Source organism: Clostridium sp. Marseille-P3244 (assembly GCF_900120155.1).
GTDB lineage: Bacteria > Bacillota > Clostridia > Lachnospirales > Lachnospiraceae > Mediterraneibacter.
In genome coordinates this window covers 1,542,040-1,568,202 of the sequence record NZ_LT635549.1, presented here as the reverse complement: position 1 = coordinate 1,568,202, position 26,163 = coordinate 1,542,040, and the positions used below count along the sequence as shown (strand labels likewise).

General features: G+C 48.2%; 24 protein-coding genes and 1 riboswitch. All 24 genes read right to left on the bottom strand.

The window, feature by feature from the left end; translation table 11 throughout:
• Window positions 1–26: 26 nt before the first annotated feature.
• Window positions 27–287, bottom strand: a complete 261-nt coding sequence (locus BQ7367_RS09270; RefSeq protein ID WP_072525188.1) for an HPr family phosphocarrier protein — start codon at window positions 285–287, stop codon at window positions 27–29.
• A 40-nt stretch (window positions 288–327) separates the two neighbouring features.
• Window positions 328–675, bottom strand: coding sequence for a hypothetical protein (locus BQ7367_RS09265; RefSeq protein ID WP_072525187.1), 348 nt, complete (start codon window positions 673–675; stop codon window positions 328–330).
• A gap of 12 nt (window positions 676–687) precedes the next feature.
• Entirely contained in the window at window positions 688–1,311 is a 624-nt protein-coding gene (locus BQ7367_RS09260; RefSeq protein WP_072525186.1) for a hypothetical protein, read from the bottom strand.
• Window positions 1,312–1,335: 24 nt separating this feature from the next.
• Window positions 1,336–2,484: an iron-containing alcohol dehydrogenase gene (locus BQ7367_RS09255; protein ID WP_072525185.1), complete on the bottom strand. Its 1,149-nt coding sequence runs from the start codon at window positions 2,482–2,484 to the stop codon at window positions 1,336–1,338.
• 10 nt (window positions 2,485–2,494) lie between these two features.
• Window positions 2,495–3,145 (bottom strand): L-fuculose-phosphate aldolase, encoded by a 651-nt coding sequence (locus BQ7367_RS09250; protein ID WP_072525184.1) that lies wholly within the window; start codon window positions 3,143–3,145, stop codon window positions 2,495–2,497.
• Between the two features lie 15 nt (window positions 3,146–3,160).
• Window positions 3,161–4,228 (bottom strand): 2-hydroxyacid dehydrogenase, encoded by a 1,068-nt coding sequence (locus tag BQ7367_RS09245; protein ID WP_072525183.1) that lies wholly within the window; start codon window positions 4,226–4,228, stop codon window positions 3,161–3,163.
• Window positions 4,213–5,637, bottom strand: a complete 1,425-nt coding sequence (locus BQ7367_RS09240) for a PTS galactitol transporter subunit IIC (RefSeq protein ID WP_072525182.1) — start codon at window positions 5,635–5,637, stop codon at window positions 4,213–4,215. Before BQ7367_RS09240 ends, BQ7367_RS09245 begins: the two co-directional genes overlap by 16 nt.
• A 43-nt stretch (window positions 5,638–5,680) precedes the next feature.
• Complete coding sequence (locus BQ7367_RS09235) at window positions 5,681–5,974, bottom strand: PTS sugar transporter subunit IIB (RefSeq protein WP_072525181.1); 294 nt, start codon at window positions 5,972–5,974, stop codon at window positions 5,681–5,683.
• Window positions 5,975–6,064: 90 nt separating this feature from the next.
• Window positions 6,065–6,520: a PTS sugar transporter subunit IIA gene (locus BQ7367_RS09230; RefSeq protein WP_072525180.1), complete on the bottom strand. Its 456-nt coding sequence runs from the start codon at window positions 6,518–6,520 to the stop codon at window positions 6,065–6,067.
• Window positions 6,521–6,545: 25 nt separating this feature from the next.
• Complete coding sequence (locus tag BQ7367_RS09225; protein ID WP_083588916.1) at window positions 6,546–8,642, bottom strand: BglG family transcription antiterminator; 2,097 nt, start codon at window positions 8,640–8,642, stop codon at window positions 6,546–6,548.
• Window positions 8,643–8,914: 272 nt separating this feature from the next.
• A complete protein-coding gene (locus BQ7367_RS09220; RefSeq protein WP_083588915.1) occupies window positions 8,915–9,943 on the bottom strand; it encodes an ABC transporter permease subunit in 1,029 nt (342 codons plus the stop codon).
• A complete protein-coding gene (locus tag BQ7367_RS09215) occupies window positions 9,943–10,971 on the bottom strand; it encodes an ABC transporter permease (RefSeq protein WP_072526157.1) in 1,029 nt (342 codons plus the stop codon). The genes BQ7367_RS09220 and BQ7367_RS09215 overlap by 1 nt, the downstream gene beginning before the upstream one ends.
• Before the next feature lie 28 nt (window positions 10,972–10,999).
• On the bottom strand, window positions 11,000–12,520 hold the full coding sequence (locus BQ7367_RS09210; protein ID WP_072525178.1) for a sugar ABC transporter ATP-binding protein: 1,521 nt from the start codon (window positions 12,518–12,520) through the stop codon (window positions 11,000–11,002).
• Between the two features lie 144 nt (window positions 12,521–12,664).
• Entirely contained in the window at window positions 12,665–13,756 is a 1,092-nt protein-coding gene (locus tag BQ7367_RS09205; RefSeq protein ID WP_072525177.1) for an ABC transporter substrate-binding protein, read from the bottom strand.
• Window positions 13,757–13,900: 144 nt separating this feature from the next.
• Window positions 13,901–15,385, bottom strand: coding sequence for a sensor histidine kinase (locus tag BQ7367_RS09200; protein WP_072525176.1), 1,485 nt, complete (start codon window positions 15,383–15,385; stop codon window positions 13,901–13,903).
• Window positions 15,386–15,387: 2 nt separating this feature from the next.
• Window positions 15,388–16,998 (bottom strand): response regulator, encoded by a 1,611-nt coding sequence (locus tag BQ7367_RS09195; RefSeq protein ID WP_072525175.1) that lies wholly within the window; start codon window positions 16,996–16,998, stop codon window positions 15,388–15,390.
• A gap of 190 nt (window positions 16,999–17,188) precedes the next feature.
• Window positions 17,189–17,731, bottom strand: a complete 543-nt coding sequence (nrdG, locus tag BQ7367_RS09190; RefSeq protein ID WP_072525174.1) for an anaerobic ribonucleoside-triphosphate reductase activating protein — start codon at window positions 17,729–17,731, stop codon at window positions 17,189–17,191.
• A 42-nt stretch (window positions 17,732–17,773) separates the two neighbouring features.
• Window positions 17,774–19,933 carry an anaerobic ribonucleoside-triphosphate reductase gene (gene nrdD / locus BQ7367_RS09185; protein WP_072525173.1) on the bottom strand — a complete coding sequence of 720 codons (2,160 nt, stop codon included), beginning with the start codon at window positions 19,931–19,933 and terminating at the stop codon, window positions 17,774–17,776.
• A 327-nt stretch (window positions 19,934–20,260) separates the two neighbouring features.
• Window positions 20,261–21,673, bottom strand: coding sequence for an alanine/glycine:cation symporter family protein (locus BQ7367_RS09180; RefSeq protein ID WP_072525172.1), 1,413 nt, complete (start codon window positions 21,671–21,673; stop codon window positions 20,261–20,263).
• Window positions 21,674–21,675: 2 nt separating this feature from the next.
• A riboswitch (glycine riboswitch) is annotated at window positions 21,676–21,806 on the bottom strand.
• Window positions 21,807–21,906: 100 nt separating this feature from the next.
• Window positions 21,907–22,734, bottom strand: coding sequence for a 2-amino-4-hydroxy-6-hydroxymethyldihydropteridine diphosphokinase (gene folK, locus BQ7367_RS09175; RefSeq protein WP_072525171.1), 828 nt, complete (start codon window positions 22,732–22,734; stop codon window positions 21,907–21,909).
• Entirely contained in the window at window positions 22,731–23,558 is an 828-nt protein-coding gene (folP, locus tag BQ7367_RS09170; RefSeq protein ID WP_072525170.1) for a dihydropteroate synthase, read from the bottom strand. The genes folK and folP overlap by 4 nt, the downstream gene beginning before the upstream one ends.
• Window positions 23,555–24,061, bottom strand: a complete 507-nt coding sequence (locus BQ7367_RS09165) for an HD domain-containing protein (protein WP_442855371.1) — start codon at window positions 24,059–24,061, stop codon at window positions 23,555–23,557. Before BQ7367_RS09165 ends, folP begins: the two co-directional genes overlap by 4 nt.
• A complete protein-coding gene (gene folE / locus BQ7367_RS09160; protein ID WP_442855400.1) occupies window positions 24,058–24,618 on the bottom strand; it encodes a GTP cyclohydrolase I FolE in 561 nt (186 codons plus the stop codon). Before folE ends, BQ7367_RS09165 begins: the two co-directional genes overlap by 4 nt.
• Window positions 24,618–25,994, bottom strand: a complete 1,377-nt coding sequence (locus tag BQ7367_RS09155; RefSeq protein WP_072525167.1) for a bifunctional folylpolyglutamate synthase/dihydrofolate synthase — start codon at window positions 25,992–25,994, stop codon at window positions 24,618–24,620. The genes folE and BQ7367_RS09155 overlap by 1 nt, the downstream gene beginning before the upstream one ends.
• Window positions 25,995–26,163 lie beyond the last annotated feature (169 nt).

Sequence of the window (26,163 nt, the reverse complement as noted above, 5' to 3'; positions counted from 1 at the left end):
CCCTGAATCTATATCATACCGTCATCTTATTCTCTGAGTCCGTTAATATACTGTGTGATCTGCTCGCCTGCCGCATTCTCATCGGGCCCCTCTGCCTGAAGGGTAAACTCAGTCCCTTTTGAAAATCCTCCGGACAAAAGGCTGATAATACTCTTTGGATTGACGGTGGCGTTTTCTGTAACAAATGCGATCTCGCTCTCAAATTTCTGACACAGATTTGTCAGATCAGAAGCCGGCCTGGCATGCAGCCCGGTTTCATTTTTTACTACCAATTGTGTCTTATACATATTTGTCCTCCTGCCAGTATGTCGTCCTGTGCATTACACTTCACTGGTACATATTTCTGGATATTTCGTCTGCCGCGACGATATATTCTCTCAGACTCTGTAAATGTTCTCTGATTCTTTTTCTCTGTCCGGGCCACTTTTTCTCATCCGCAAACAGTTCCCGCTGTCCTTTTTCCTCATCGAGCAGCTGCTGCATGATGTATACCCGCTCTTTCTGATCCCGGCATGACTGCATTTTTGCGATCAGGCCGTCACATTTCGTTCTGGACTGTGAGGTCAGATCCATGACATTCCTTAGAACTTTTGTAAGTCGGATATTCCTCCAGATCAGATAACATAGCATTGCGACCGCCAGTACGATCCAGATCAATGCAGTATACGTTTTCATGGTCCACCTCCATCATCGTCCTGTATTTCCATAATTTCTGACATATTCTCCAGGATCCTGCTTTTTCGAAACGATACGGTTATACTCCGCATATTCTGATGAAGCACAGAAACTGATACAGAACAGCTTTTCTTTTTCCCTTTCTCCTCTGATAATCAGATACCGCACATCCCGGGCCTTTCTCAGATTCCTCCTCTGCTCGTCTGCGGATAGATACATCTTGTCTCCCAGTCTGCCCAGAGATACTCTTCTTCCGCTTTCCGCAATATCCAGGACCTCTTCCAGCGTACAGATACGGACGTCCTTCAGCTCCGACGCCGGGATTTTCCTGACATCCCTGTCTTCGTGACAGATCAGCACAGAACGCGGGCTGAAAAATATGGTATACTCTCCGCCTTCTTCTATCCCGTCTGTTCCTTCAAAACACTTTCCTCGGAAGGCACAGTCTGCCTGCCTGTCCCGCAAGAGTTCCTGCGCCTGTGATTCATCCCTGTTCATTTTTCTCCGGCAGATCACCGCGGCCGGCAGCGCGCCGAACAGCATGACCGCCACCGCGGCAATACCGCTGTAGACTGCACTGATAACCGCGATAATACATAATATGCCGATCAGTTTTGCGTACCGTACTGAATCCATAACCCCTCCTGTGCTAATGGTTTGTCAAAGCAGGCTATAATACAGCTGTTCAATGTCTTTCTGTGTCGTCTGCCGCGGATTTGCGAGAATGTTTCCACTCTTCATGGCGTCTGCCGCCATCCGGGGAACAACCTCTTTCTCAACTCCCAGATCGGAAAGTTTCCGGGGGATCCCGAAATCATCCAGCAGTTCATAAATTTCTTCCACCAGCATCCGCGGGACAAAATTTTCTGACGGCCCGCTTGATTTTTTAATATAGTTGTAGATAATTTCATATCTTCCCCTGTCAGCCAGAGCATTGTACTCCAGCACGGCCGGAAGGAGCACCGAATTGGCCACTCCGTGGGCCACCCCGTAAAACGCGCTGACAGGATGTGACATGGCATGTACATTTCCAAGTCTGGCCCATGCAAAAGCGATCCCCGCGAACATGGAGCCGGTCAGCATGGCACAGGCCGCTTCCTTGTCCTGCCTGCAGGCTGTAAATGGCCGGATGTTCGCCCCGATCAGCTCAAGAGCTTTCTCTGCCATAGCGTCTGAAAACGGCGAAGCTCCCCGCGATACATATGCCTCAAGCGCATGTATCATCGCGTCAATCCCTGTCGAGGCCGCGACTGCCTGGGGCAGGGAGTAGATCAGTTCCGGATCCAGCACTGCATATTTGGGTATGATTTTGTAACTGAACACACTCAGCTTGTAATTATGCTCCGTATCTGTAATAACGGAAAACGCAGTCACTTCACTTCCTGTTCCGGCTGTCGTCGGAACCGCCACGATTGGAACAATAGGGCCGGGCACCTTCTCCGCCCCTTCGTATCCCGTGATGGAGCCCCCGTACCTGGCCAGAATTCCAACCGCCTTTGCCACGTCCATAGGACTGCCTCCTCCAAGCGCAATGATACAGTCCGCTCCGCTCGTCCGATACAGTGCCGTCACTTCATCCACGATCTTCACAGTAGGGTTTGGCAGAACATCCAGATAGGTCTCTCTTTCAATCCCGCTCTGTTCCAGAACATCCAGGATCTTTTGTACGGTACCCGCTTTTTCCAGGCCACGGTCTGAGATGAGCAGAATTTTTTTCGGATCTTCTTTTTTCAACAGCTCCGGCAATTTTTGAATACTTTTCTCCCCGAAATGGATCTCCTGGGGAACCTGAAATGAAAATGGATTCATTCATGCCACCTCATTTCTTTGGCTGCCCGTAGCTCTTTGAGCGCTCCGCTACGCGGGCCATCTCTTCATCATCCAGGATGACAGGATCTCCCACCTGCCTTGTCCTCAGATAGATCCCGGCGATCCACTCGACCTTCTCTGCCAGCGCCAGAGCTTTTTCCAGATTGACATCGCACACCAGCAGCCCGTGGTTTGCCAGAAAGCATGCCTTGTGCTCACCCATAGCCTTAACCGCGTTGACTCCCAGTTCATAAGATCCAAATGTTGCATATTCCGCGCAGGGAACCTGGACTCCTCCAGATGCTACCAGCATATAATGAACAGCCGGCAGACTCCATCGCAGGCATCCCATAACGGTAGAATTATCTGAATGCGTATGTACCACGGCATTTACGTCTGCCTTATTTCTGTATACTTCACTGTGAAGATGAACTTCGCTGGAGGGTTTTCTGCTCCCGTCCACAACCGTGCCGTCCAATTTCATAACTACCACGTCTTCCGGCGTTGTAGAAAAATAATCGATCCCGCTGGGGCTGATCGCCATCAGTTCCTGTTCTCTGTTATATACACTGATATTCCCGGTAGTCCCGTTGGTAAGATTTTTGCTGAACATCTGTTTCCCGTATTCGACTACAGCTTCCCGTTCTTTCTGCAGCAACATATCTGTTTCTCCTCTCTATTCTGTCTGTATTTTGTTCACAAGCATATCACTCGTGCCTGTTTCCAGGTATTGGTTGATCGTTTTCGCAAGTAAAAACGGCGATTTGGGCAGGGCGTCCACTACATTTCCCGCCAGATGACTGGTCATTGTAATATTATCCAGTTTCAAAAGGGGATCATCGTCTTTGAGCGGTTCATCCCAGAATACATCCAGCGCGGCGCCTCCGATCTGCCGCTTTTCCATTACATCTATAAAATCTTCTCTGTTCAGTACCTTTGCCCGGGATGTATTGATCAGATACGCCGTCGGCTTCATTTTCATCAGCAGGTCCCTTCCGATCATCCCCTCTGTTTCGGGTGTCACACGCATATGCAGCGAGACGATATCCGCCTGCGCGAACAGTTCTTCCAGACCGGTTTTTTTCAGGCCTTCCAGACCGGAATCTCTCAGGGCCTCCTCCGACACATACGGGTCATATCCGATCACTTTCATTCCGATTCCCATGACCTTCTGCGCCACGAGCTTCCCTATGTGTCCCAGACCGACGATCCCCACCGTCATCTCACGCATGGATGTTGTATATCCCGAATTTACATATTCTTTTCTCCAGCTTCCCTTCTGGATCGACGCATGGCTGCGCGCAATATTCCTGGTCTCCGCAAACATAAGACCTACCGCAAAATCAGAAGTAGCCTCGGCATTCCGGATCACATGGATCACCGGAATCCCCTTTTCTGTCGCGGCGGCGGTATCGATCATTTCGATACCGCCACGGCAAACGCCGATCAACTTCAGCCGCTCTGCTTTCCGGATGATCTCTTTTGGAATGGTTCCCAGATGAGAGAGCAGATAATCCGCGTCTTTGATCTCTTCATCCAGTCCTCTCGCATAAGGTTCTGCCTCAGGTCCGTTCACCTCCACGTTCAGGAGCTGCTTTTGCATCTCGGAACGCACCTGGCTCCCCCACCAGAGCTTCTTGATTGTTTTTTCACCCGGAATATCCAGTTTCAAAGCGGCTTCTTCCAATGTTTCGGGAGCAATGGAGCTGTCGCCTACCACGACAATCTTTACGCTGTCCCGCATTGTTCTCCTCCTTTGGAAAGTTTCTTTTTATATGCATACGCGTTGTCTTCCAGGAACTGGTCTACTTTCGGTTTGTTCTTTCTGTACCAGAAATAAAGAACGAAATACAGTACTACCGTGATCCCGATCAGGATCGGATTTCCTGACATAAACGCCATGTAGATCAGCCACATTCCGATATTTGCCGCTACCATACCGATTACAAGGAGCGCTCCGTCAGGCATTTCAATTCCCACAGATTTCGCGACCTGTGTATACAGCTCCGCGTTTGCGGTAGCCACGTACAGAGAACCGCAGAAGATGATCGCATAGGAGATAACTGATTTAAAAATATTTCCGTCACTCAGACAGATATTCAGCTCAACACGATAAGCCAGCGCAGTGAATGACATGACCGGAAGCACGATATTTCCCGGGAGTACAAACGACAGTATCAGAGTGATCGGAATCAGCAGCAGGCCGGTCGTCAAAGTAGCTGTTTCTCCATATCCAAGCGCGTCGTTGACCGCCAGATACATCTTTCTTTCCTTGCCGCCGCTTTTTGCTGTTTTCTTTGATGCCTCTGTCAGCGCGGTAAATGCGGAGGCAAAGATAGACCCGACCTTGGGGAAAATCTCCATTACCGCAGCCGTAGCCACTGCAAACTGCGCGATGCTGCCCCATGCGGACAGTTCGTTCAGATGATACAGTTTTCCTACGATACCGACCAGTAATCCCACGATAAATCCGACGGTCATAGGCTCTCCAAGAAATCCCAGTTTTTTCTGGATCGGTTCCGGGCGGAGATTTACTCGGTCCGCTCCCAGTTTATTCAACAGTACATCCAGAGCGATACAAAACGGAACATGACCGATATGATGTGGCGCGGTCATAACCGTACCCGGGTAGCCATAATAAGTCTCCCACCTCTTCTGTATCACTTCTGCGAATAAAAGTACATAAAGATTCTGTACGATCATACATCCCATCGCCAGCCATGTACTTCCCGTCGCGACATAGATCAGGGAACCCCATATAATAAATGAATAGTTGTTCCACAAATCGGACGGCATGAACACCGGCGTCCATTTGATAAAAAATAAGACAAACTGAAGCAGAAGACCCACTCCGATAAACAGCATACCTACCGTTGTAGAATACGCGATCGTCGCGGTGGACTGCCATCCCAGATCCATTGCTGACATATTGATCCCTGTATCCGCTACCAATGTGCTGATAACGTCCGACAGATAACCGCTGTATCCATTGGTGATCATGCTAAACCCGCACAGACCGACGCCGGCCAGCAGCGCAGACATGAAAGCCTTTTTCACCGGGGTTTTCAGGATGAGCGCCACTACAAACAGCATGATCGGCACGAATACCATAGAACCGAAAGTATCAAGTACAAGTTTCATTGTCTCAATCATTATGTATATCCCTCCTTTTTCATAAGTCTTTTACTCTCTTTCATTACAGAGAGCGCGCCACCTCGAGAACCTGTTCGATGATCTCTTCTTCTCCGATCCCTGTCAGAAATCCGATCGCGCTGATGCACGGGATCGGATAATCGCCGTTACACGGGCTTGTATAACATATACAGTCAAAATTCCCCGATGACAGTTTTGTCTCGATCTGCCCGTTGTTGCATTCTTCACAGTGGGCGTCAAATCCTTCATCCCGCAGTACTTCGGTCAGCTTCTGGGCTACCATGGTAGAGCTGAATGTTCCGGAACCGCAGACGGTCAGAATATTGATCCTCTTCATCCTTTCTTCCCTCCTTTCCTTTTTATGATATATACCAAGGGGAATGCCCCCTGCTATTTATGTCAGCCGCTTCCACTCTGTAAGACTGATCTATTCTTCCAGGAAAGAAAGCATCTCCAGGATCTGATCTTTATCCCGGCAGTCACGGATCCTGTACAATGTCCGGTTATCTTTCAGAAGATCCATAACTTTTTTCAAGATATCGATCTGCATTTTATTGTCTTTTATTACAAGAGGCATGATAATCTCCGCCATAACTTCTTTGTCTCTGGTCCCCATCAAAGTGAACAGAACCGGATCCTTCGGGATCAAAATACAGATGGCCGGCTTTAGGACATATTCCGGGTTTGTATGGGGGATCGCGATGCCGCAGCCATCTCCGATCAGCCCGGTGGGATATTCTTTTTCCCGCTTTATCACACATTCCGCGTATCCTTCTTTTACATAGCCTTCACGGACGAGGATATCTGACATATAGCGTATGGCTTCTTCTGCGCTGGTCACCTCAACGTCCAGCTGAATCAGGGTTTTGTCCAGTACTTTCATATTCTTTTTCTCCTTGCTTGATTTTTTATGTAAAGAAATATTGTTCGTAGAACCTGATAATATTGATGATCTCCGTGGGATGTACTGCTGACAGGATAAATTCCAGCACCTCCCTGTTCTGAAAAATCCGTACCAGATGGAAAAAAGGCTGCAGATAATCCTTGTCTTTTCCACCGCTTAAACACACCACGATCTGTACCGGATCATTGGAAGGGTGGTGAAACTCAACCGGTCGTTTCAGACGCACAAGGCTTAAACCCATTTTCTCCCCACCGTCCTCAGGTGCCGCGTGGGCCAGTGCCACATGGGGGATAAAAACACAATATGGGCCGTTGTTTCTTATGATCCGGATCATGCTGTCAATATACCTTGGTTCTGCCACGCCCTTATCTGTCAGCAATTTCCCGGCGCATGTCACCGCTTCCTCCCATGTACTGACATCTTCATCCAGTAAAATGAAATCCTCGTCCAGGAGACTGTACAGGTTTTTCTCTGAATCAGTACTGTCCGCCCCAAAATACTTATGATAGAACTCTTCAACCGTGCGGCCGTACGGATCCTGTCCTTCCCCGAGTGACTGCGTCAGACTCCGGTATTCGTCGATATATTCTCTGATCTGACGCTGCAGGCTGCTTTCATCCTGGTGTTTTTGTTCATGTCTGATCTGAGCGATGGCACTGTGTATCGTCTCGATATCGCTGTCTGATAAAAGCGGGCTTATACATGCCGCCGGACAGGTCTTTGTCTCCACATATACCGTGGAAATGATCAGATCCACCTCTGTCAGATCATACTGTTCATATTTATGAGAAGACAGCACATCAACGATCTCAATATTAAAGTGGAGTTTCAGTTTTGCCTGCAGAAGCATTGCCGTGCACATTCCTGAGGAACAGACCAGAACTGCCCGGATCTCTCTGTCCCTCTCCGGCTTCTCTGCCAGCACAGCGATAAAATACATGGCGATATACGACAGTTCCATATCTCCCATATTTCCCGGCACAAGTTCGTCCAGTGTCTCCGCTTCCTGCCTGATCACAGAAAAGATATCAGGGTAAGAAACTTCCAGCTCCTCCTGAAAGGCATTTTCTATTACTTCCTCACCCTGCCTTACGCGCTGCACCGCGCTGTTGATATGGACAAATATAAAATAGAACTTATCATAATTGATCTCCTGGGCGATATCCAGCCTCCTGCAGATATCATAGATAAAAGTAAGTATCCTCATTTCCGTATATAAAGAATCTATTTTCTTATTACTGAAATTCTTCTTTATATAACGGCATCCCAGGATACGCCGGTTCAGCGCAGGCAGTTCCGCGGATAAGATCGCTTCGGAATTTTTCCCGATTTTAGTAAGTACCATCTGTAAAAGTTCAGATGCCTCGCTTAAATCTGTCATATTTCCGTCATAGGATTCCAGCAGTATGTTCCCGCTGCTGATCCGGTTTGCGGTCACGATGAGATAGTTTTCCAGTTCTTCAAAGGACTGATCAGTAAGCTCGAAACCATGGCGGTTTTCCCATACGCACAAAATATCGAACACTGCTTTCCTGTCAATGTTCCCCTCCAGTTCACGGCGAAACAACCTTCGATAGGCGCTGCTGTTATTATCCCCGGTATTATCCCTGCACAGTTCAAAGATAAACCTCCGTATCTTCTTTTCATCTCCGACAGTCCGGAATCCCCTTCGGGTCTTTGATTCCAGCCGCAGGCCATGTCTCTCAAATATTTCTTTCAAATTCTCTGTTTCACTGACGATCGTGTTCTTACTCACAAAAAGTTTATCCGCAAGTTCAGCCATGGTTACATAATGACTGCTGTACAGCAGGATCAAAGTTAAAATCGTTCTCCTTTCCCTGGCAGAAAGTCTGTAGTGATAATAATCACTCTGATCTGCCAGCCTGGCCACGATCGATGAAAAATCGTCCTTTGTCGATACACTGATTCTTCCGCCATCCACAATATTGACTTTTGTTCCCTCCGGAAGCTCAGAGTTCAGATCCCGTATATCATTTCGGATCGTACGTTCTGTAACCGCAAACTGGTCCATCAGCGTTTCCACATTCAGTTCTTGTCCCGTTTCCAACATTGTCAGAATATTACATTGTCTTTCGTTCATAATTTAATGATATCAATTTTCGACAATAATAAAATTCTAAATGGTTTCCATCTCCGGAATTTTTTTGGTTTTATTGTATGTTTTATTCAAATTGTAAAGATAAATTTTGTGCAATATATCCATTTATTTTGGCTTTTACAGACAAAAACAACTCTGATATATGCCGGAGATCTTTTTACAAATAAAAGAAGGACAGAACCCTATACAAGGCTCTGTCCTCAACCGACAGTATATTTTTTATCGATTTTTTATCTATCTGAATTCCCTTTACCCTATTTCCTTTTCTTTAATCCTGAGATAACAGCCTGCAGGATGATAAAGAAGCACAACAGTGCTGACAGTACAATACGCACCCACCAGCTTGAAAGTGTACCCTGTGTGGTGATCAGTGACTGGATCGTACCTTTGATCAGAACACCGAACAATGTTCCGAAAGGAGTTCCCACACCGCCGCTCAGGAGCGTTCCGCCGATAACAGCGGAAGAAATGGCGTCCATCTCAAGACCTTTTGCCTGTTCCACAAATCCCGCACAACTGTTCAGACAGAACAGGAAGCCACCGAATCCGGCAAGAAAGCCATTCAGGATATAAGCTTTAAACTTTGTACGCCTTACATTCAGACCCATCATCATCGCGCTCTGGGCGTTGCCGCCGACAGCATATACAGAGCGGCCAAATTTCGTATACTTCATTACCAGAATGATAATGATCAGTATAAGGATCGCGATGATCACCGTTGGATAAACATATGCCGGTATAAATTTTCCTCTCCGGCTGTAAGAGCCAATGGGGAGATTGATCTTAAATTTCGCCCAGGACATGAACACTTCATTCTGGATAGAGATCATTTCCGTACTGATAATGGAAGTCATGCCTCGTCCAAAAAACATACCGGCCAGAGTTACGATAAACGGCTGGATATCCAGATAAGACACCAGGAATCCCTGTACCACGCCGAACGCCAGTCCGATAAACAGTGCCGCCGCCACCGCCGCGTACGCGCTCATTCCCATGTTTTCCATCATATATGCGCTGACCATACATACCAGTGCCGTTACCGAACCTACCGAAATATCGATCCCGCCGGATATCATGACGATGGTCTGCCCCATTGCGATCACGAGAAGACCGGCATTGGAGATAAACAGATTCAGGAACATCTGAGGTTTCGCAAAACCTTTATCTGCAAAAATGATCATCCCGGCCGCATACATTACTACAAACAGGAGTACCGTCACGAGAAGGAGAAAGGTGTTTCCGTTTATTTTTTTCTTTGGCATTGCCATAGTCTTCTTTTTCATTAACGATTTCCTCCTTCCACGGCGTATGCCGCCTTTTTCTTTGTTTTCCATGTATTAAGCTTCTTCTTGAACACAGGACTCTGCAGCACCACAATGATAATGACTACGATCGCTTTATATACAGGCAGCTGGTCCGCAGACACATTCATTCCGTACAGTACGGTAGTGAGCGCCTGGATCGTATACGCCCCGATCACAGATCCCATAAGGCTGAATTTACCTCCGCTCAGGACATTGCCACCCAGGGCAACTGCCAGGATCGCGTCCATTTCCAGATTCAGACCGATATTGTTGGCATCTGCCGAGTAGATACGGCTGGAGGCCACGAAACCTGCCACACCGGCAAGAATACCGCAGATCACATAGGTCAGGAACTTGATCATGGTGGAATTCAGGCCCACCAGACGGGATGCGGTACTGTTTATACCCACACTTTCAATGTACAGTCCAAGGGCTGTCCGTTTCAGTACCAGATATACAAGCAGGACAACGATCACCGCTATGATGACAGGTGTCGGGATCGGGAATTTTCCGATATAGCTCCCGAAAACCTGATAGGAATCCACACGGATATATGTAATCTGACCGTTCGTGATCAGCTGCGCGATCCCCCGTCCCGCTGTATACAGGATCAGAGTGGCTACCATGGGCTGGATATTCAGTTTTGCCACCAGAAAGCCGTTGAAAGCGCCGCACAGAGCAGAAGCCGCAAGTGCCGCGAGAAGCGCCAGGATGATCGGCGCCGCAAGAGTTGTGACAGAGACCTCTCCTCCGGAAAGGATCTGACAGCACACTGCCGCCGCCACAGCCATAACCGCTCCCACACTGATATCCTGTCCTCCGGAAGCCGCCGTCACCAGTGTCATGCCGACTGCCAGGATGACCAGTTCGGAGGCACGGTTGATCACGTCAACAAGATATCCATAAGGTGTACCGTTTTTAATGGTCACTGAGAGGAAGTCCGGTATCGTGACCGTCGCGACAAGGATGATGATGATCAGGCATACGATCGGCATGAACAGACGCATCGACGTCAGTTTCTTTAATTTAGAATTTTTATTGTTCACTTTCGCCACCTCCCGCAATTGCTTTCATGATCCCTTCCTGTGAGATCTCTTCACCGTACAGCTCTCCGACTTTCTTTCCGTCGCGGAGAACGGCCATACGAGAACAGGTCCTCACCATCTCTTCCACTTCAGAAGAGATGAATGTCACTGCCATTCCTTTGTCCGCGAGATCAAGCACCAGTTTCTGGATCTCGGTCTTTGTACCGATATCAATCCCTCTTGTAGGTTCATCCAGGATAAGATATTCCGGATCCGTCAAAAGCCAGCGTCCGATGATCACTTTCTGCTGGTTACCGCCGGAAAGACTCTTGATCGGTGTCTCACGGCTGGCCGTCTTGATCTGGAGCATTTCAATATATTTGTCCGCCATCTCATCCATCTCTTTCCTGCCCAGCGGATGGAACATGCCCCGTTTTGCCTGAAGGGCAATGATAATATTCTCTTTCACAGACAGGTCCGCGATGATCCCGTCTTTCTTTCTGTCTTCCGGAAGATAGGCCATTCCCAGTTTCATTGCGTCGATCGGCGCATGAATCTTAACTTCTTTCCCGTTTACTTTCAGTGTTCCACTGTCTGCCTTATCCGCCCCATAGATCGCGCGGACAAGTTCAGAACGACCGGAGCCCAGAAGTCCTGTCAGTCCGATCACCTCGCCTTTATTGATCACGATATTAAACGGTCGGATCGTTCCTTTATGCCCGATCCCTTCTGCTTCTACTATCGGGATATACTCTTTCAGGGGATCATGGCTGCTCTTAATATCTGCCAGATCATCGAAGTCTTTGCCCATCATCTTTGCCACCAGCATCACTCTGGGCAGATCTTTGACTTCATATTCTCCCACCAGCTCACCGTTCCGAAGCACCGTGATACGGTCACACACCTCATATACCTGTTCCAGGAAATGCGTCACAAAAATGATCCCTACGCCTTCCTCTTTCAGCCGGTTCATTAATTTAAACAGTTTTGCCACCTCGTCATCATCCAGAGAAGAGGTTGGCTCATCCAGGATCAGCACTTTGCACTGCATATCCACCGCGCGGGCGATGGCGATCATCTGCTGTTTGGCGATGGAACACTCTTCCAGTTTATCTGTGGCGTACGCGTCGATCCCGAGACTTTTGAGAAGTTCCGTGGATTTTCTGTTCATCGTCTTCCAGTCGATAAATCCTGCTTTTCTCGGCTCCCGCCCGATAAAAAGATTTTCCGCCACTGTCAGGTTCGGACAGAGGTTGACTTCCTGGTACACTGTGCTGATTCCGTTATTCTGCGCGTCCTGAGGAGATTTATTGACAACCGGATCAGACTTTCCGTCCAGACGGATCTCTCCGCCTTCCAGTTCATAGACTCCGGTAAGCACCTTGATCAGCGTCGATTTTCCGGCGCCGTTTTCCCCCATCAGTGCATGGATCTCACCCTTGCGCAGTGTAAAATCAACATGCTGTAAAGCTTTAACGCCAGGAAACGTCTTTGAGATATCTCTCATGGTTAATACAACATTATTTTCCATTCAGATTTCACCCGCTTTCTCATTCATTCGCTTCATAGCCGCATATTTTCCGTAAAAGTGGCGCAGCAGCATACCCGGAGTACCCCGATTATTCCACTACGCCAATCTTTCAGACCATCGTTACTTATCTATATTCTGTTCATCCTAGTACGCACGTCCGTCAATGATCTCCTGCGTGATAGGTGTAACCGCGTATTCAGCTTCCTCTTCCAGGCTGTTTACTGCTGTTACGCTTGCAACCGTATCATCATGTGTGAAGATTTCTTCTTCTACATAATTCAGTTTCTCAACTGTCTCGCCGTTCTCAAGTGCAAGGATCAGTTCCTCTGCGCGAGGTCCGTGAAGCGGATTACACTCAACGTCGCAGACGATCTTGCCATCCAGAGTATCTGTCAGACCTGCGTTTGTTGTATCGAAGGAGATAACAAGGATCTCGCCGTTAGCAATGTCAGTACCAACTGTCTTGCCTGCAGCCTCGATCGCGTCGATCGCGCCAAATGCCTCATTGTCATTCTCACAGTATACAACGTTGATGTTGTCAAACTGTTTCAGCATTGTCTCCATAACTTCCTGACCTTTTGCCTGTGTAAACTCACCGGTCTGCTGTGTCAGAAGATCCCATCCGTATTTCTCAACACCTTCCTCGAGACCCTGGGTACGTCCGATCTGTGCTGTAGATCCGATGGTTCCCTGGATATGAGCAATGTGAAGATCTTCCGGAGCCCAGCCTTTCGCTGTCGCATATGCGTTCAGCCATTCAGCTGCTTTGCGTCCCTCCAGCAAAGAGTCAGTTCCGATCCATGTTGTGTACAGATCATCATTTGATACATTTACCATACGGTCAACAATGATCACCGGAATATCAGCGTCATATGCTTCCTGGAGAACTGTATCCCATCCTGTCTCTGTAACAGGTGCCAGAAGTATGTAATCAACTTCCTGCTGGATGAAGTTACGCACCGCGGTAATCTGGTTTTCCTGTTTCTGCTGAGCGTCATCGAAGATGAGCTTATAACCGTTTTCTTCGCTGAATGTTGACTTCATGGACTCTGTGTTCGCTGTACGCCAGTCAGACTCTGCTCCAACCTGTGAAAATCCGATCGTGATCAGATCATCTCCGCCGCCGGAAGCCTCGTCTCCGCCGGAAGCGTTGTCTCCGCCGCCATTTCCGCATCCTGCTGCCATAGCAACTGTCATGACTGCAACAAGTAATGCCGCAAGAACTTTTCTTTTCATTTCACATTTCCTCCTTATTTTGACTGCCTGTATGGCTGTCGTGTTTACTGAGGCTATGTTATCGCAAAAAATGTCGGCATTAAACAGAGTATCATCTCCGCTTTTTATATTTTTTTTAGAAATATATGGAACTTGTTTGTTTTTTTATGCAAAAGGTGGAATATTTTTTGCCTGCAGTGTAATAGTAGCCTCCGTCCCTTCATTTTCATGACTGTTGAACGATAATCCACACTCTTCTCCATAATAATGACGGATACGCTGGTTAACATTTGCCAGTCCGAATCCGTCCGCAAGGTCCTCGTTCTTCTCCCTTTTGATATTTTTCCTGAGTTTCTCCAGTTCTTCTTCTGTCATTCCTTTCCCGTTATCCAGTACTTTGAAGATGATCTTATCCCCTTCTTTTTCCCCCGTGATCCAGATCACGCCCTTGCCTCTCTTATTCTTGACTCCATGATAAAGAGCGTTTTCCACCAGGGGCTGCAACGTCAGTTTCGGGATCATATAATCATACAGGTCTTCATCAATATCGATATTGTACTCCATAATATCCTGATATCTGAACTGCTGAATCTTAAGGTAGCTGTCGATATGGGACCGCTCCTCCCGCACTGTAATGAAATCTCTTCCTTTACTTAATGTAGTCCGGAAAAAATCAGAAAGCGCGGTCACCATGGAAACCACCTGCTCATTCTTCTTTTCTTCTGCCAGCCACACAATCGTATCCAGAGTATTGTAAAGAAAATGAGGATTGATCTGTGCCTGAAGAAGCTTGGTCTCTGTGATATGGAGATTTTCCTGCTTCTTTTTAATATCTTCCACCAGTCTGCCGATCTCTGTGGTCATATCGTTAAAGCTTTCCGTGAGCATCGCGATCTCATCTGTATTTTCTACCTTTGTCTTAACCGTAAAGTCACCTTCCGCTACCCGCGCCGCCACATCACACAGCTTTCTGATCGGCACCGTAATGCTCCGGGAGGCCTGCGTCGTCATCACCAGGGCTATGATCACCGCCACCCCGGATACCAGGACACAGACCGTAAATGTTCTGGCGTTCTGTGTGTCCAGCTCGCCTCTGACAGTGTCAAGATTCATTGTCTCCACATAGATATATTCCTGGATCCCTTCCTGGATCAGCGTGGTAAGCGATGTAATATTCTCATCCCAGTACCTGATATTTTCCTCATAGGTAGCATTGCCATCCATCTGCTCTTCCAGCTCGCCCACGCACTTTTCCAGAGATTTCAGGCTGTTCCTCACCCTTGTGATCTGGTTTCTGTTCCCCTCAACAGTCGCTTTTTTTGACATACGGGTGCAGGCCCTGTCCAGGTCGTCGATACACTCATATGGATTCACAGTCTCAATACTTCCAATCCCGGTGTCCGGAGTTCCCAGCTCGTCCAGATTTTTTCTTCCAATGATGGCAAAATAAATGCTGTCATCGATCTGTTCTTTAAATTCCTTGGAATAGCGATTGGCATAGGACACACTCTCCGTAATCTGTACATAGGCCCCCGTGGCACTATAGAGCGAGAAAAGCAGATATGCGGTGACAAGCAGCATGGGAATAAGTACGGCCAGAGAGATCAGCATCAGACGTTTATTCAGAGAAACTCTGCGATATTCCTTCATTCTCACTGCTCCTTTCTCCTGGCGCGATACTCTTTCGGGGAGCATCCCTGCGTCTTTTTAAATATATAGCTGAAATAATGAGGATCCCGGTATCCGACTTCATATCCTACTTCAGACGTCTTCATGGAAGAACACATCAAAAGTTCTTTTGCTTTATCCATCCTTGTCTCTGTAAGGTATTCTACAAACGTCTTCCCCACTTCCCTGCTGAATACGGTGCTGAAGTAACTGGGACTCATCCCCACACTTACCGCTACCGTGTTCAGAGAGATATCCTCCGACATATAAGTCCTGGCGATCTGTTCCTGCGCCGTCTTGATGATATCCGAGTAACGTCTTCCGCTGACCGTGTCCCGGGTATCGATAGCCCAGGACAAAAGGCGGATCATATAAGCTTTCACTCCCTCCTGCGTCTGGATCCGCTTCATTGCCTCTTTTAGACCTTCCGCTTCTTTCCGGAGCTTATCATCTGCCTCCTTGAGCTTCTCACAGAACGCCATGATCACGATATAGATATCCATGATAATATACTGCCGCATCAATGTAGACCTGAGATTATCTGTGGTGATCTCCTGGACATATGCGTCAGCGAAACTCTCAATCTCCTCCTGTGTGCCATTATTCAAAAATTTTTCAATCAGTCCCCTGTTCCTCTTGATCTCTCCAAATTCCTGCATACTGAAGCTGTCTACTTCCTGCATCTCCTGGCTGCTTCCGGCAAACAGGATCTGATTAGGTTCATGTGTGAAGCGTCCGGCAAAGACTTTTTCGGCCTCCCGGAAGGATTCCCTCATCTCGCTGAGCCTTGTAACAACGCTTCCGGTTCCCCCGAAATATTCAATATCTTTCCATTTGCTCATGAGCTGTTTCAGTTGAACGATAAAATCCTTGATCGTCCTTTTTATTTCCTCCTCGCTTTCACCTGTGATGAGGAAAGCCCAGCCATCCACACCTCTCTGGAAACTGTTGATATCCGGAGATTCCAGGGCGACATCCTCTACTGCCTTATACGCCTCGCCCAGCCTGACTGACCGGTCTCCCGAAGACAGTATTTTAAACAGAACGATCCCATAAGCCTGAGCGCTCAGATTCATCCCATACTGTTTTCCCGTATCGATGACTTCGGATGTAGAAAGATTTCCCGCTGCCAGGCGGCTGAAAAATTTCATCTTTTCATGTTCTGTGTTCTCTTTCATCTCCTCAGAATATCTCCTCAGGAGCTCTTTCTCTTCACGCTCCTGCAGCACGATATCCCGTACCTCTCCCAGAACCTGGAGCAGTTTCGCTGATGAGATCGGTTTTAACAGATATTCCGTAACTCCGACTTTGATCGCCTCTTTCGCGTACTCAAATTCATCATACCCGCTTAAGATCAATATCTTTATATCAGGAAGCTCCCGTCTTACCAGTCTGCTCAGCTCCAGACCATCCATAAAAGGCATTTTTATATCCGTAATTAGAATATCCGGCCTTTCCTTGAGGATCATAGGATATGCCAGCTCTCCGTCGCTTGCTTCCCCTGTAAACTCATATCCTTCTTCTTCCCAGTGGATGCTGTTTTTTATTCCGCTCCGGATCGCAATTTCATCTTCCACTAAAAATACTTTGATCATATGTATCCCCCTGTAAATTTTTTCCTTTTAATCATAACGTTTTACACAGTGGAAGAAAAGTGCTTTCTTAATTAAAATGGTTGGATTTCTTTTGATTTTCCTCTCCTGAACGCTCTGCCGATATATAAAAAGGCCCGTCCGGCAAAACAGCCGGATGGGCCTTTTTATATGCAATATAGCACCGGGGCTCTTACTCCATCCCCCGTTTCACTTTCGGCTCCCAGAGCACGACTTCTCCGCGTTCCAGACTCTGTTTCACGTCTATCACTCTCTGATTCGATGAACCCCGGAATACGAGTGTAATATCTTTCAGTGCTTCCACGAATCTTCCGTCCACAAGCACATCCAGCATGGAGAGCATTTCATCTGTGCAGCCGCATCTGGCGCGGCTCTCTCCCAGCAGCTCCTTATCAAAGAGATACCCGCTGTAACACCAGATGTCTTTTGCGGGATATTGTTCCTTTACTTTCCTGAGAAGTTTCACAAGGACCTCCTGATTCTGTGGCTCAAAAGGCTCTCCTCCCAGCAGAGACAGTCCGTTGATATAATCCAAAGACAACGCCTCCAGGATTTCTTCTTCTGTCTCTTGTGTGAACTCTTTGCCGTAATTAAAATCCCACGTATCTTCGTTAAAGCATCCCGGGCAGTGATGAGTGCAGCCGGAAACAAAGAGGGAAACACGCACCCCCTCGCCGTTGGCGATATCGCACTTTTTTATTTCTCCGTAATTCATCCTTCCGCTCCTCTGCGTCAATATAGACGGGCCAAGCCGCGCCTACAGATGCAGCACTCTCTCCTTGATCTCCTGGGTCCTGCCCTGATTCCAGAACTGTGTCCCGATATATCCGCAGGTACGTCTCGCCACATTCAGCGTATCCTGATTCCGGTTTCCGCAGTGGGGGCATTCCCATACCAGTTTTCCATCCCCGGTAGTCACGATCTGGATCTCTCCGTCATATCCGCACTCCTGGCAGTAATCGCTCTTTGTATTCAGCTCCGCGTACATAATATTGTCGTAAATGAACCGGATCACCTGCAGTACCGCCGGAATATTGTCCTGCATGTTTGGCACTTCCACATAACTGATCGCGCCGCCTGTAGAAAGAGCCTGGAACTGGGACTCGAATCTGAGCTTCTCGAAAGCGTCGATCTCCTCACACACATGCACGTGGTAGCTGTTCGTGATATAACTTTTGTCCGTCACGCCCGGCACGATGCCGAATCTCTTCTGGAGGCATCTGGCAAATTTATACGTGGTGCTCTCAATGGGAGACCCGTAAATGCTGAATCCGATATTGGTCTCTGCTTTCCATTTATCACATGCCTCATTCATATGTTTCATTACATCCAGCGCGAACGGTGTCGCCTCCGGATCTGTGTGGGATTTTCCGGTCATGTATTTCACACACTCATACAGGCCCGCATATCCGAGAGAGATCGTGGAATAGCCGCCGTAGAGCAGTTTGTCGATGGTCTCCCCCTTCTTCAGCCGGGCAAGAGCTCCATACTGCCACAGGATCGGTGCCGCGTCGGAAAGCGTACCTTTCAGGCGGTTATGCCGACACATGAGAGCACGATAACAGAGGTCCAGCCTCTCGTCAAAGATCTGCCAGAATTTGTCCATATCTCCGCCGGAGGACAGTGCCACATCCACAAGATTGATCGTCACCACTCCCTGGTTAAACCGGCCATAGAACTTATAGTTCCCATCCTCATCCTTCCACGGACTCAGCGCGCTTCTGCAGCCCATAACCGGGAAGCAGTTTCCTTCCTTGAGTTCCTTCATCTTCTTCTCGGAAATATAATCCGGCACAAGCCGCTTTGCGGTACATTTCGCGGCCAGCTCTGTCAGGTAATAATATGGTGTCCCTTCTTCAATATTATCTTCTTCCAGCACATAGATCAGCTTCGGGAACGCAGGAGTCACCCAGACGCCGGCCTCATTCTTCACTCCCTGATAGCGCTGTTTCAATGTCTCCTCGATGATCATTGCCAGGTCTTTTTTCTCCGCCTCATTCTTTGCCTCATTGAGATACATGAACACGGTGAGGAACGGAGCCTGTCCGTTTGTCGTCATAAGAGTGATCACCTGATATTCGATGGTCTGAACTCCTTTCGTGATCTCCTTTTTCAGACGTCCCTCTACTATATCATTGAGTACTTTTTTCGGATAGTCGATCCCTACCATCTCCATCTCCTGGAGAACTTCCGCGCGGATCTTATCTCTGGAAACCTGTACGAACGGAGCCAGATGAGCAAGAGAAATACTCTGGCCGCCATACTGGTTGCTGGCCACCTGGGCAATGATCTGCGTGGCAATATTACATGCGGTGGAAAAGCTGTGCGGCTTCTCGATCATGGTGCCGCTGATCACGGTGCCGTTCTGGAGCATGTCTTCCAGATTGACCAGATCACAGTTGTGCATATGCTGCGCGTAATAGTCAGAGTCATGAAAATGAATGATACCTGCTCTATCTGCCTCTACGATATCCTCCGGAAGCAGCATCCTCTGAGTAAGGTCACGGCTTACTTCCCCTGCCATGTAGTCTCTCTGAACGCTGTTCACCGCCGGATTTTTGTTGGAATTCTCCTGTTTCACATCCTCGTTATTACACTCGATGAGAGAAAGGATCCGGTTGTCCGTTGTGTTGGCCTTTCTTACAAGAGACCTTTTAAAGCGGTATCTGACATATCTTCTCGCCAGATCAAAAGCTCCTGTGGCCATGATCTGATTCTCAACCATATCCTGGATCTCCTCCACAGATACCGCGCGGTTCAGCTTCTTACACTTGAATTCAACAAACTCCGCGATATCTTCGATCTGGGAATCCGTCAGACTTCTGTTCTCTCCTGATGTATCCGCTTTCGTGACGGCTACTATGATCTTTTTGTTATCAAATACTTCTTCTGCTCCGTTTCTTTTAATAATGTTCATCCTTTATTTCTCCTCGTTCATTCTATTTGGGATGGCCTGACATGAAAGCGCCATATATCCGTCTGGATTCCATTCTAATACAAAATATAGTATAATGCAATCCCTAAAACACATTATCATGTATTTCCAAAATATTCCAATCCGAGTCTGATTTCCATGTTTCTCTATCAGATTTCACATGTTTATTCTACAAAAATCAATTATGCATATAATTTTCTGTTATTTTTATATCCATAGAAAAACAGTCTGTACTTATTCTACATAAATACAGACTGTCTTACTGTTTTCGTTCATTGGACTTTCGGAAATTCTGTTTCTCCGTACCTGTTATTTCATCGTTTTAAGTCTTCCGAAATAGTCTTTCGACTCTCTTACGACCACTCCGCTCAGAGCCAGCAGAGCGATCAGATTCGGGAATGCCATAAGGGCATTAAAAATATCCGCGATATTCCACACTGCCGCTACCGTCATATAAGGCCCGATAAACACAGCCAGAATGTACAGCCACCGGTATCCTGTCACCACAGATCTCTTTCTGTTGAACAGGTATTCGACACATCTTTCGCCATAGTAATTCCATCCAAGGATTGTTGTAAAAGCGAAAAAGACAAGACAGAGCATCAGTGAGAAAGATGCCACCTCGGGAGGGAAGGGAAGTCCTTCACGGAACGCGGCCATGGTGATCTCCACTCCCTCCAGTTTTGGATCCAGCCATGTTCCCGCGATCACTACCGACAGTCCTGTCATTGTACAGATAACGATCGTATCAATAAACGTTCCTGTCATCGATACCAGTCCCTGACGGGCAGGTTCTTTCGTCATGGCTGCCGCTGCTGCTATGGGCGCACTTCCCAGACCGGACTCATTGGAGAAGATACCTCTGGCGATTCCTTTCTGCATCGCCACGACCATGCTTCCCATAGCTCCCCCGGCCAGAGCGCTCCCCGTGAATGCGGACTTCACGATAGATACAATAGCGGCCGGAACTGCTGTAATATTTGTCACTATAATGATCAGGCCCAGAGCCACATAAAGGATCGCCATAAACGGCACTACAAATTCGGATACCCTGGCGATACGCCGGATACCTCCGATCACCACAAGCCCTACACACAGTGTAAGTATCAGGCCTGTGATCACAGTAGCCCAGGAATATGTATTTCCGAACAACGGGACTGCATGAGAAGTCTCCGGATCAAAAAAGTCCTTCACCGCGGACGCGATGCTGTTCACCTGTGTGAATGTACCGATGCCGAACAGGCCTACTCCCGCTCCGAAAAAGGCAAATATTTTAGCCAGCCATCTCCAGTTTTTGCCCATCCCGTTTTCGATGTAATAAAACGGTCCGCCCAGGACATGCCCCTCCGAGTCGATCGTACGGTACTTGATCGCCAGAAGGCCCTCCGCGTACTTTGTGGCCATTCCCAGAAAGGCAGCCACGATCATCCAGAACAACGCTCCAGGGCCTCCTGCCGCAAGTGCCGTGGCCACGCCGGCGATATTTCCGGTTCCGATCGTCGCGGACAAGGCTGTACAGAGTGCCCCGAAACTAGTTACCTCTCCCTCGCCGTCTTCTTCATTTTTTAACATGAACTTAAATGCTTTCCCGAGATGCCGGACCTGTAAAAGTCCAAGACGGGCTGTCAGCAGCAGCCCGGTGAAAAGAATCAGAATGATCAACGGCAGTCCCCAGACCGCGTCGTCCACTACTTCGATAATGTGATTGATCTGCTCAAACATTCCTTTATACCTCCATCCTTTTGCCTGAGAGACTCACGGCGTTTTCCGCGGAATTATCCGCTGTGCCGCTTACACCTTCGGCGCTCTTTTAAGGCTCTCGCGCCTGTAAAAGAGACTCTCCTGAGTTTATTCATGTCGTCCGTGTCCACGTGAAAGCCGCGAGACACCTGCCGGCAGCCATTTACACGGACGGCGTAATACAGAATATCACTGAACAGCTTAAAATGCAAGTGTTAATCCAGGTTTTCCAGCATCTCCGCCACAGTCTTCCCGTACACAGGATGTCTTTTGTACGGAGCGATCTCACAGAGAGGTTCCAGAACGAACTTCCTCCTGTGCATATCCACGTGTGGAATACAAAGATCCTTCGACTGGCACACAAGATCATCGTAGAAAATGATATCCAGATCCAGCGTTCTGGGCCCCCAGCGCTTTTTTCGCTCCCGCCCTGCATCCTTTTCGATCCGGTGGAGCTGCTCCAGAAGCTCTTCCGGATACAGCAGGGTCTCAAGCTCCAGACAGCCGTTCAGGAAATCGTCCTGATCCGCCACCCCATAAGGTGGAGTCTCCAGAAAACCGGATACCTTTTTGACAGTACAGCCTCTGATCCCGCCCAGCGCTTCCACCGCGTCTGTAAGATATTTTGTCCGGTCTCCCATATTAGATCCAAGTGCGATGTACGCTGTATGCCACTGTCTTTCAATCTCCACGCTTACCGTCTTAAGGGGCAGGCCGATCGGAGCCCAGGGTTTTTTTATTTTCAGCCGGATCCCGGAAAGTCCGGGTACGGTCAGGAGAAGTTCCTCTGCCAGACTCTCCGCCGCCCGTTCCAGAAGACGGAAGGTATTGTTCCTGAGATAACTCTCGATAAACGCGCTGACCCTGCCGTAGTGGATGGAATCCGTCAAGTCGTCTGTCCTGCCCGCGCGTCTTGTTTCCGTATAAAGGACTGCTGAGATAAGGAACTTCTGTCCCAGTGTATTTTCTTCCGGAAATACTCCATGATTCGCAAATACTTCCAGATCTTCTATCTCGATCTGATCAAATTTTCTCTGACTCATCCTCTCCACCTTTTCTCTCCCGCTCCCATCAGAGCCTCTGTCATCAGTATTGCCCTCCGGTTTTTCTTAACATCATGGACACGGACAAAAGCACATCGTTTCTGAACAGCATACACTGTTGTCACAAGTGTCCCTTCCTCCCTCTCATCCGGAGGCAGATCCAGTGTCATACCTATGACGGATTTCCGGGATGTTCCCAGAAGAACCGGCAGTTCCAGCTCATGCAGGATCTCAAGATGACGGATGATCTCAAGATTCATTTCATAAGTCTTTCCAAATCCTACCCCCGGATCCAGGATCATCTTCTCCCGGCGGATGCCGGCTGTCCGGGCCAGCCGCACGACCTCGCGCATATCTTCCAGAAAATCCGGAAGGAACTGGCTGTACTCTGCTTTCTTCCGGTTGTGCATCAGACAGCACGCAGCACCGCTTTCGGCAATAAGGCCGGCCATTTCCGGATCATATTTCAGTCCCCAGATATCATTTATCATATCCGCGCCTGCCTGGATCGCAGCCCCGGCGACAGTGCTTTTATAGGTATCGACAGAAACCGGGATGTCAAACTCTCTTTTCAGTCTTTCGATGACCGGAGTCACACGGCAGATCTCCTCTTCCTCCGTCACCTGCACATAACCGGGCCGGGTAGACTCTCCCCCTACATCCAGGATATCCGCCCCTTCCTCCACCATTTTCTCCGCATGGAACAGCGCGGCGTCCGGATCACAGTATTTCCCTCCGTCCGAAAAAGAGTCCGGGGTTACATTCAATATTCCCATAACATAGGTGTGATGTTCTGTGTCAAATTCTTTTTTCCCAATGATCATATCCTGATCTCCCTGTTTTTCTTTTCCATGCTCCAGTCACAGTCCGGCTCGGCCGGACAGACAAAACACAGTCTGGACGCTTTGTCGCTCTCATACAGCAGTTTTTCCAAAGGTTCCGCGTCCTCTCTTAACTTCCGGTGACCCCTGACAGCCGTAAGTATTTTTCTTTTTTCCTCTTCTGAAAAAAGAGGGACTTCGGACGGCTCTCCTGTCAGACTGTCCAGAATCTCTTTCGCGATCTGTTCACTGGCTGTCTCATGAGGGATCTTTTTTTCATATTGAAGAGATTTTCCTATATCATGAAGTACCGCAGCTGCATAGATGATCTCTTTGTCCAGGCCAAGGCCCTCCTCCAGATTCCGGATACAGGCGATCCGTGCCACATCCAGAAGATGCCCCATCTGATGTCGGCAAAACTTCCTGTCTTTTTCAAGTCTTTCCAGTTTCCCGTAATATTCTCTGTACGAAGGATGCGACAAAATTCTGTTGATCCGTTCCATCATCCCTGTCTCCCAATCATCCTGAAAAAGCGTTCCTCCAGAGACGGGTCCGTCTCAAATACACCTCTTTTTGCCAGTGTCATAGTCTGGCTGCCCGGCTTTTTTATCCCCCTCATGGTCATACACATATGCTCTGCCTCAATCATTACAAGAGCACCTTTGGGCTGCATGTATTCCATCAGGGCATCCGCGATCTGACCTGTCAGCTGTTCCTGCAGCTGAAGTCTTCTGGCAAATACTTCCACCGTTCTCGCCAGTTTGCTCAGTCCCACCACTTTGCCGTCCGGGATATAGGCAATATGGGCCTTCCCATAAAATGGCAGAATATGATGTTCACACAGAGAATAAAATGTGATGTCCTTTTCAATCACCATCTCACTGTGATCCACAGAAAATGTTTTTGTGAGATGTTCTGACGCGTCTTCGTCCATTCCGGCACAGAGTTCCTCATACATCCTGGCGATCCTGGCCGGAGTGTCTCTTAACCCTTCTCTTCCGGCATCCTCTCCGATCCCTTCCAGAAACAGCAGCACCGCCTTTTCTATCTTCTCCTGGTCTATCATACCTTATCCCCTTCTTCCTGATCTCTTTCTGCGTCAAAAGCATCCTTTATGTGCCTGAGATAAGACAGGGATCCAAATGCAAGGATCACGTCTTCCCGCTCTGCCTTATCCAGCGCGGCACGCACCGCGCATCGGATGCCCGTATTCGTCCCTGCAGGTACATCACTGCATGTACCGTCCGCAAAATATCTCACATCAGAACAATACTTTTCTGCCTCTTTTGCCAGCTCTTTTCCCGGCAGTCCTCTCTTCCGGTCCGGCAGATCCACCGTATATACAGAAGAAGCCAGAGGACACATGATCTCTGCGATCCGCTCATATTCCTTATCCCGGAATACCCCCACGATGCAGATCAGCTTTCTGCCGGGAAAATATCCTTTCACCGATTCCCGCAGACAAAGCGCCGCTTCCTCATTATGAGCTCCGTCCAGCAGAAACACCGGATCCCGTCCGATACACTGGAATCTCCCCGGCCAGAATGTCCTTTCCAGACCGGTTTTCACCGCATTCTCTTCGATATCGTATCCACTGTCCCTGAGAGCGCTGATCACTTCCAGCGCCGTAGTCAGATTTTCAATCTGAAAGGTGCCTGACATTCCGGTCTGCATACCGTCGTACTCTTTATAGGAAAAACGGATCCCCCGTTCATCCTCATTTATGATCTCTGCCTGTTCCGGCTCCGCCTCCCGGAAGCCGCATCCCAGTTTTCGGGCAGATCTCTTCAGAAGATCTCTCACCTCGGCTTTCTGTCTTGCGGAGACTGCCTGACATCCCCGCTTTAAAATCCCGGCCTTATTTATCGCGATCTCCTCCAGCGTATTTCCAATGATCCCGATATGATCCCGGCTGATGGAGGAAAACACCGCGCAGATCGTATTTTCCACAACATTTGTCGCGTCAAGAGCTCCTCCCAGCCCGGCTTCCAACACAACAAGATCGCATTTCATTTCCCGGAAATATAAAAAAGCTATCGCCGTCTCAGCTTCAAAAACTGTGGGAACTCTCTCTTTGTTCCTCTCCGATCGGGCAATAGCATCTCTTACCTGTGCTGTTTTTTCCGCGAACTCTTCTTCCGATATCCATCTTCCGTCTACCTGGATCCGCTCCAGATAAGAGACAACTGTCGGTGAAACATATCGCCCGATCCTGTACCCTGCCTCACTTAAGATTGTCGAAGTGTATGCAAGCACAGATCCCTTGCCATTGGTTCCTGCGATATGTATGAACTTCAAGTCATCCTGAGGATTTCCAAGCTCACGCAGCAGACCTCGAACCGTATCCAAGCCAAGTACACTTCCGTATTTGGACAATTCATCCAAATATACCCTTGCTTCTTTATAGGTCACGCTTTTCTTTCCTTTCCATTCGTTCATTTTCCGAACAGGGATATCATATCACTTATTGAAGTGATACACAAGTATTTTTAAAAAGGGACAGGCACCTTTTGTCAAAGTTTTCAGAATATTCTGGATTTATCGTTAAAAGGTGCCTGTCCCCTTTCACACTTTTTTCACATTTGTCTTGACTTTCCCTGTTTCTCAT

Excerpts from the sequence above, each read along its gene's own strand:
- BQ7367_RS09270 (WP_072525188.1), bottom strand. The coding sequence starts at position 287 with ATGTATAAGACACAATTGGTAGTAAAAAATGAAACCGGGCTGCATGCC.
- BQ7367_RS09265 (WP_072525187.1), bottom strand. The coding sequence starts at position 675 with ATGAAAACGTATACTGCATTGATCTGGATCGTACTGGCGGTCGCAATG.
- BQ7367_RS09260 (WP_072525186.1), bottom strand. The coding sequence starts at position 1,311 with ATGGATTCAGTACGGTACGCAAAACTGATCGGCATATTATGTATTATC.
- BQ7367_RS09255 (WP_072525185.1), bottom strand. The coding sequence starts at position 2,484 with ATGAATCCATTTTCATTTCAGGTTCCCCAGGAGATCCATTTCGGGGAG.
- BQ7367_RS09250 (WP_072525184.1), bottom strand. The coding sequence starts at position 3,145 with ATGTTGCTGCAGAAAGAACGGGAAGCTGTAGTCGAATACGGGAAACAG.
- BQ7367_RS09245 (WP_072525183.1), bottom strand. The coding sequence starts at position 4,228 with ATGCGGGACAGCGTAAAGATTGTCGTGGTAGGCGACAGCTCCATTGCT.
- BQ7367_RS09240 (WP_072525182.1), bottom strand. The coding sequence starts at position 5,637 with ATGATTGAGACAATGAAACTTGTACTTGATACTTTCGGTTCTATGGTA.
- BQ7367_RS09235 (WP_072525181.1), bottom strand. The coding sequence starts at position 5,974 with ATGAAGAGGATCAATATTCTGACCGTCTGCGGTTCCGGAACATTCAGC.
- BQ7367_RS09230 (WP_072525180.1), bottom strand. The coding sequence starts at position 6,520 with ATGAAAGTACTGGACAAAACCCTGATTCAGCTGGACGTTGAGGTGACC.
- BQ7367_RS09225 (WP_083588916.1), bottom strand. The coding sequence starts at position 8,642 with ATGAACGAAAGACAATGTAATATTCTGACAATGTTGGAAACGGGACAA.
- BQ7367_RS09220 (WP_083588915.1), bottom strand. The coding sequence starts at position 9,943 with ATGAAAAAGAAGACTATGGCAATGCCAAAGAAAAAAATAAACGGAAAC.
- BQ7367_RS09215 (WP_072526157.1), bottom strand. The coding sequence starts at position 10,971 with ATGCGTCTGTTCATGCCGATCGTATGCCTGATCATCATCATCCTTGTC.
- BQ7367_RS09210 (WP_072525178.1), bottom strand. The coding sequence starts at position 12,520 with ATGGAAAATAATGTTGTATTAACCATGAGAGATATCTCAAAGACGTTT.
- BQ7367_RS09205 (WP_072525177.1), bottom strand. The coding sequence starts at position 13,756 with ATGAAAAGAAAAGTTCTTGCGGCATTACTTGTTGCAGTCATGACAGTT.
- BQ7367_RS09200 (WP_072525176.1), bottom strand. The coding sequence starts at position 15,385 with ATGAAGGAATATCGCAGAGTTTCTCTGAATAAACGTCTGATGCTGATC.
- BQ7367_RS09195 (WP_072525175.1), bottom strand. The coding sequence starts at position 16,998 with ATGATCAAAGTATTTTTAGTGGAAGATGAAATTGCGATCCGGAGCGGA.
- nrdG (WP_072525174.1), bottom strand. The coding sequence starts at position 17,731 with ATGAATTACGGAGAAATAAAAAAGTGCGATATCGCCAACGGCGAGGGG.
- nrdD (WP_072525173.1), bottom strand. The coding sequence starts at position 19,933 with ATGAACATTATTAAAAGAAACGGAGCAGAAGAAGTATTTGATAACAAA.
- BQ7367_RS09180 (WP_072525172.1), bottom strand. The coding sequence starts at position 21,673 with ATGTTTGAGCAGATCAATCACATTATCGAAGTAGTGGACGACGCGGTC.
- folK (WP_072525171.1), bottom strand. The coding sequence starts at position 22,734 with ATGAGTCAGAGAAAATTTGATCAGATCGAGATAGAAGATCTGGAAGTA.
- folP (WP_072525170.1), bottom strand. The coding sequence starts at position 23,558 with ATGATCATTGGGAAAAAAGAATTTGACACAGAACATCACACCTATGTT.
- BQ7367_RS09165 (WP_442855371.1), bottom strand. The coding sequence starts at position 24,061 with ATGATGGAACGGATCAACAGAATTTTGTCGCATCCTTCGTACAGAGAA.
- BQ7367_RS09155 (WP_072525167.1), bottom strand. The coding sequence starts at position 25,994 with ATGAACGAATGGAAAGGAAAGAAAAGCGTGACCTATAAAGAAGCAAGG.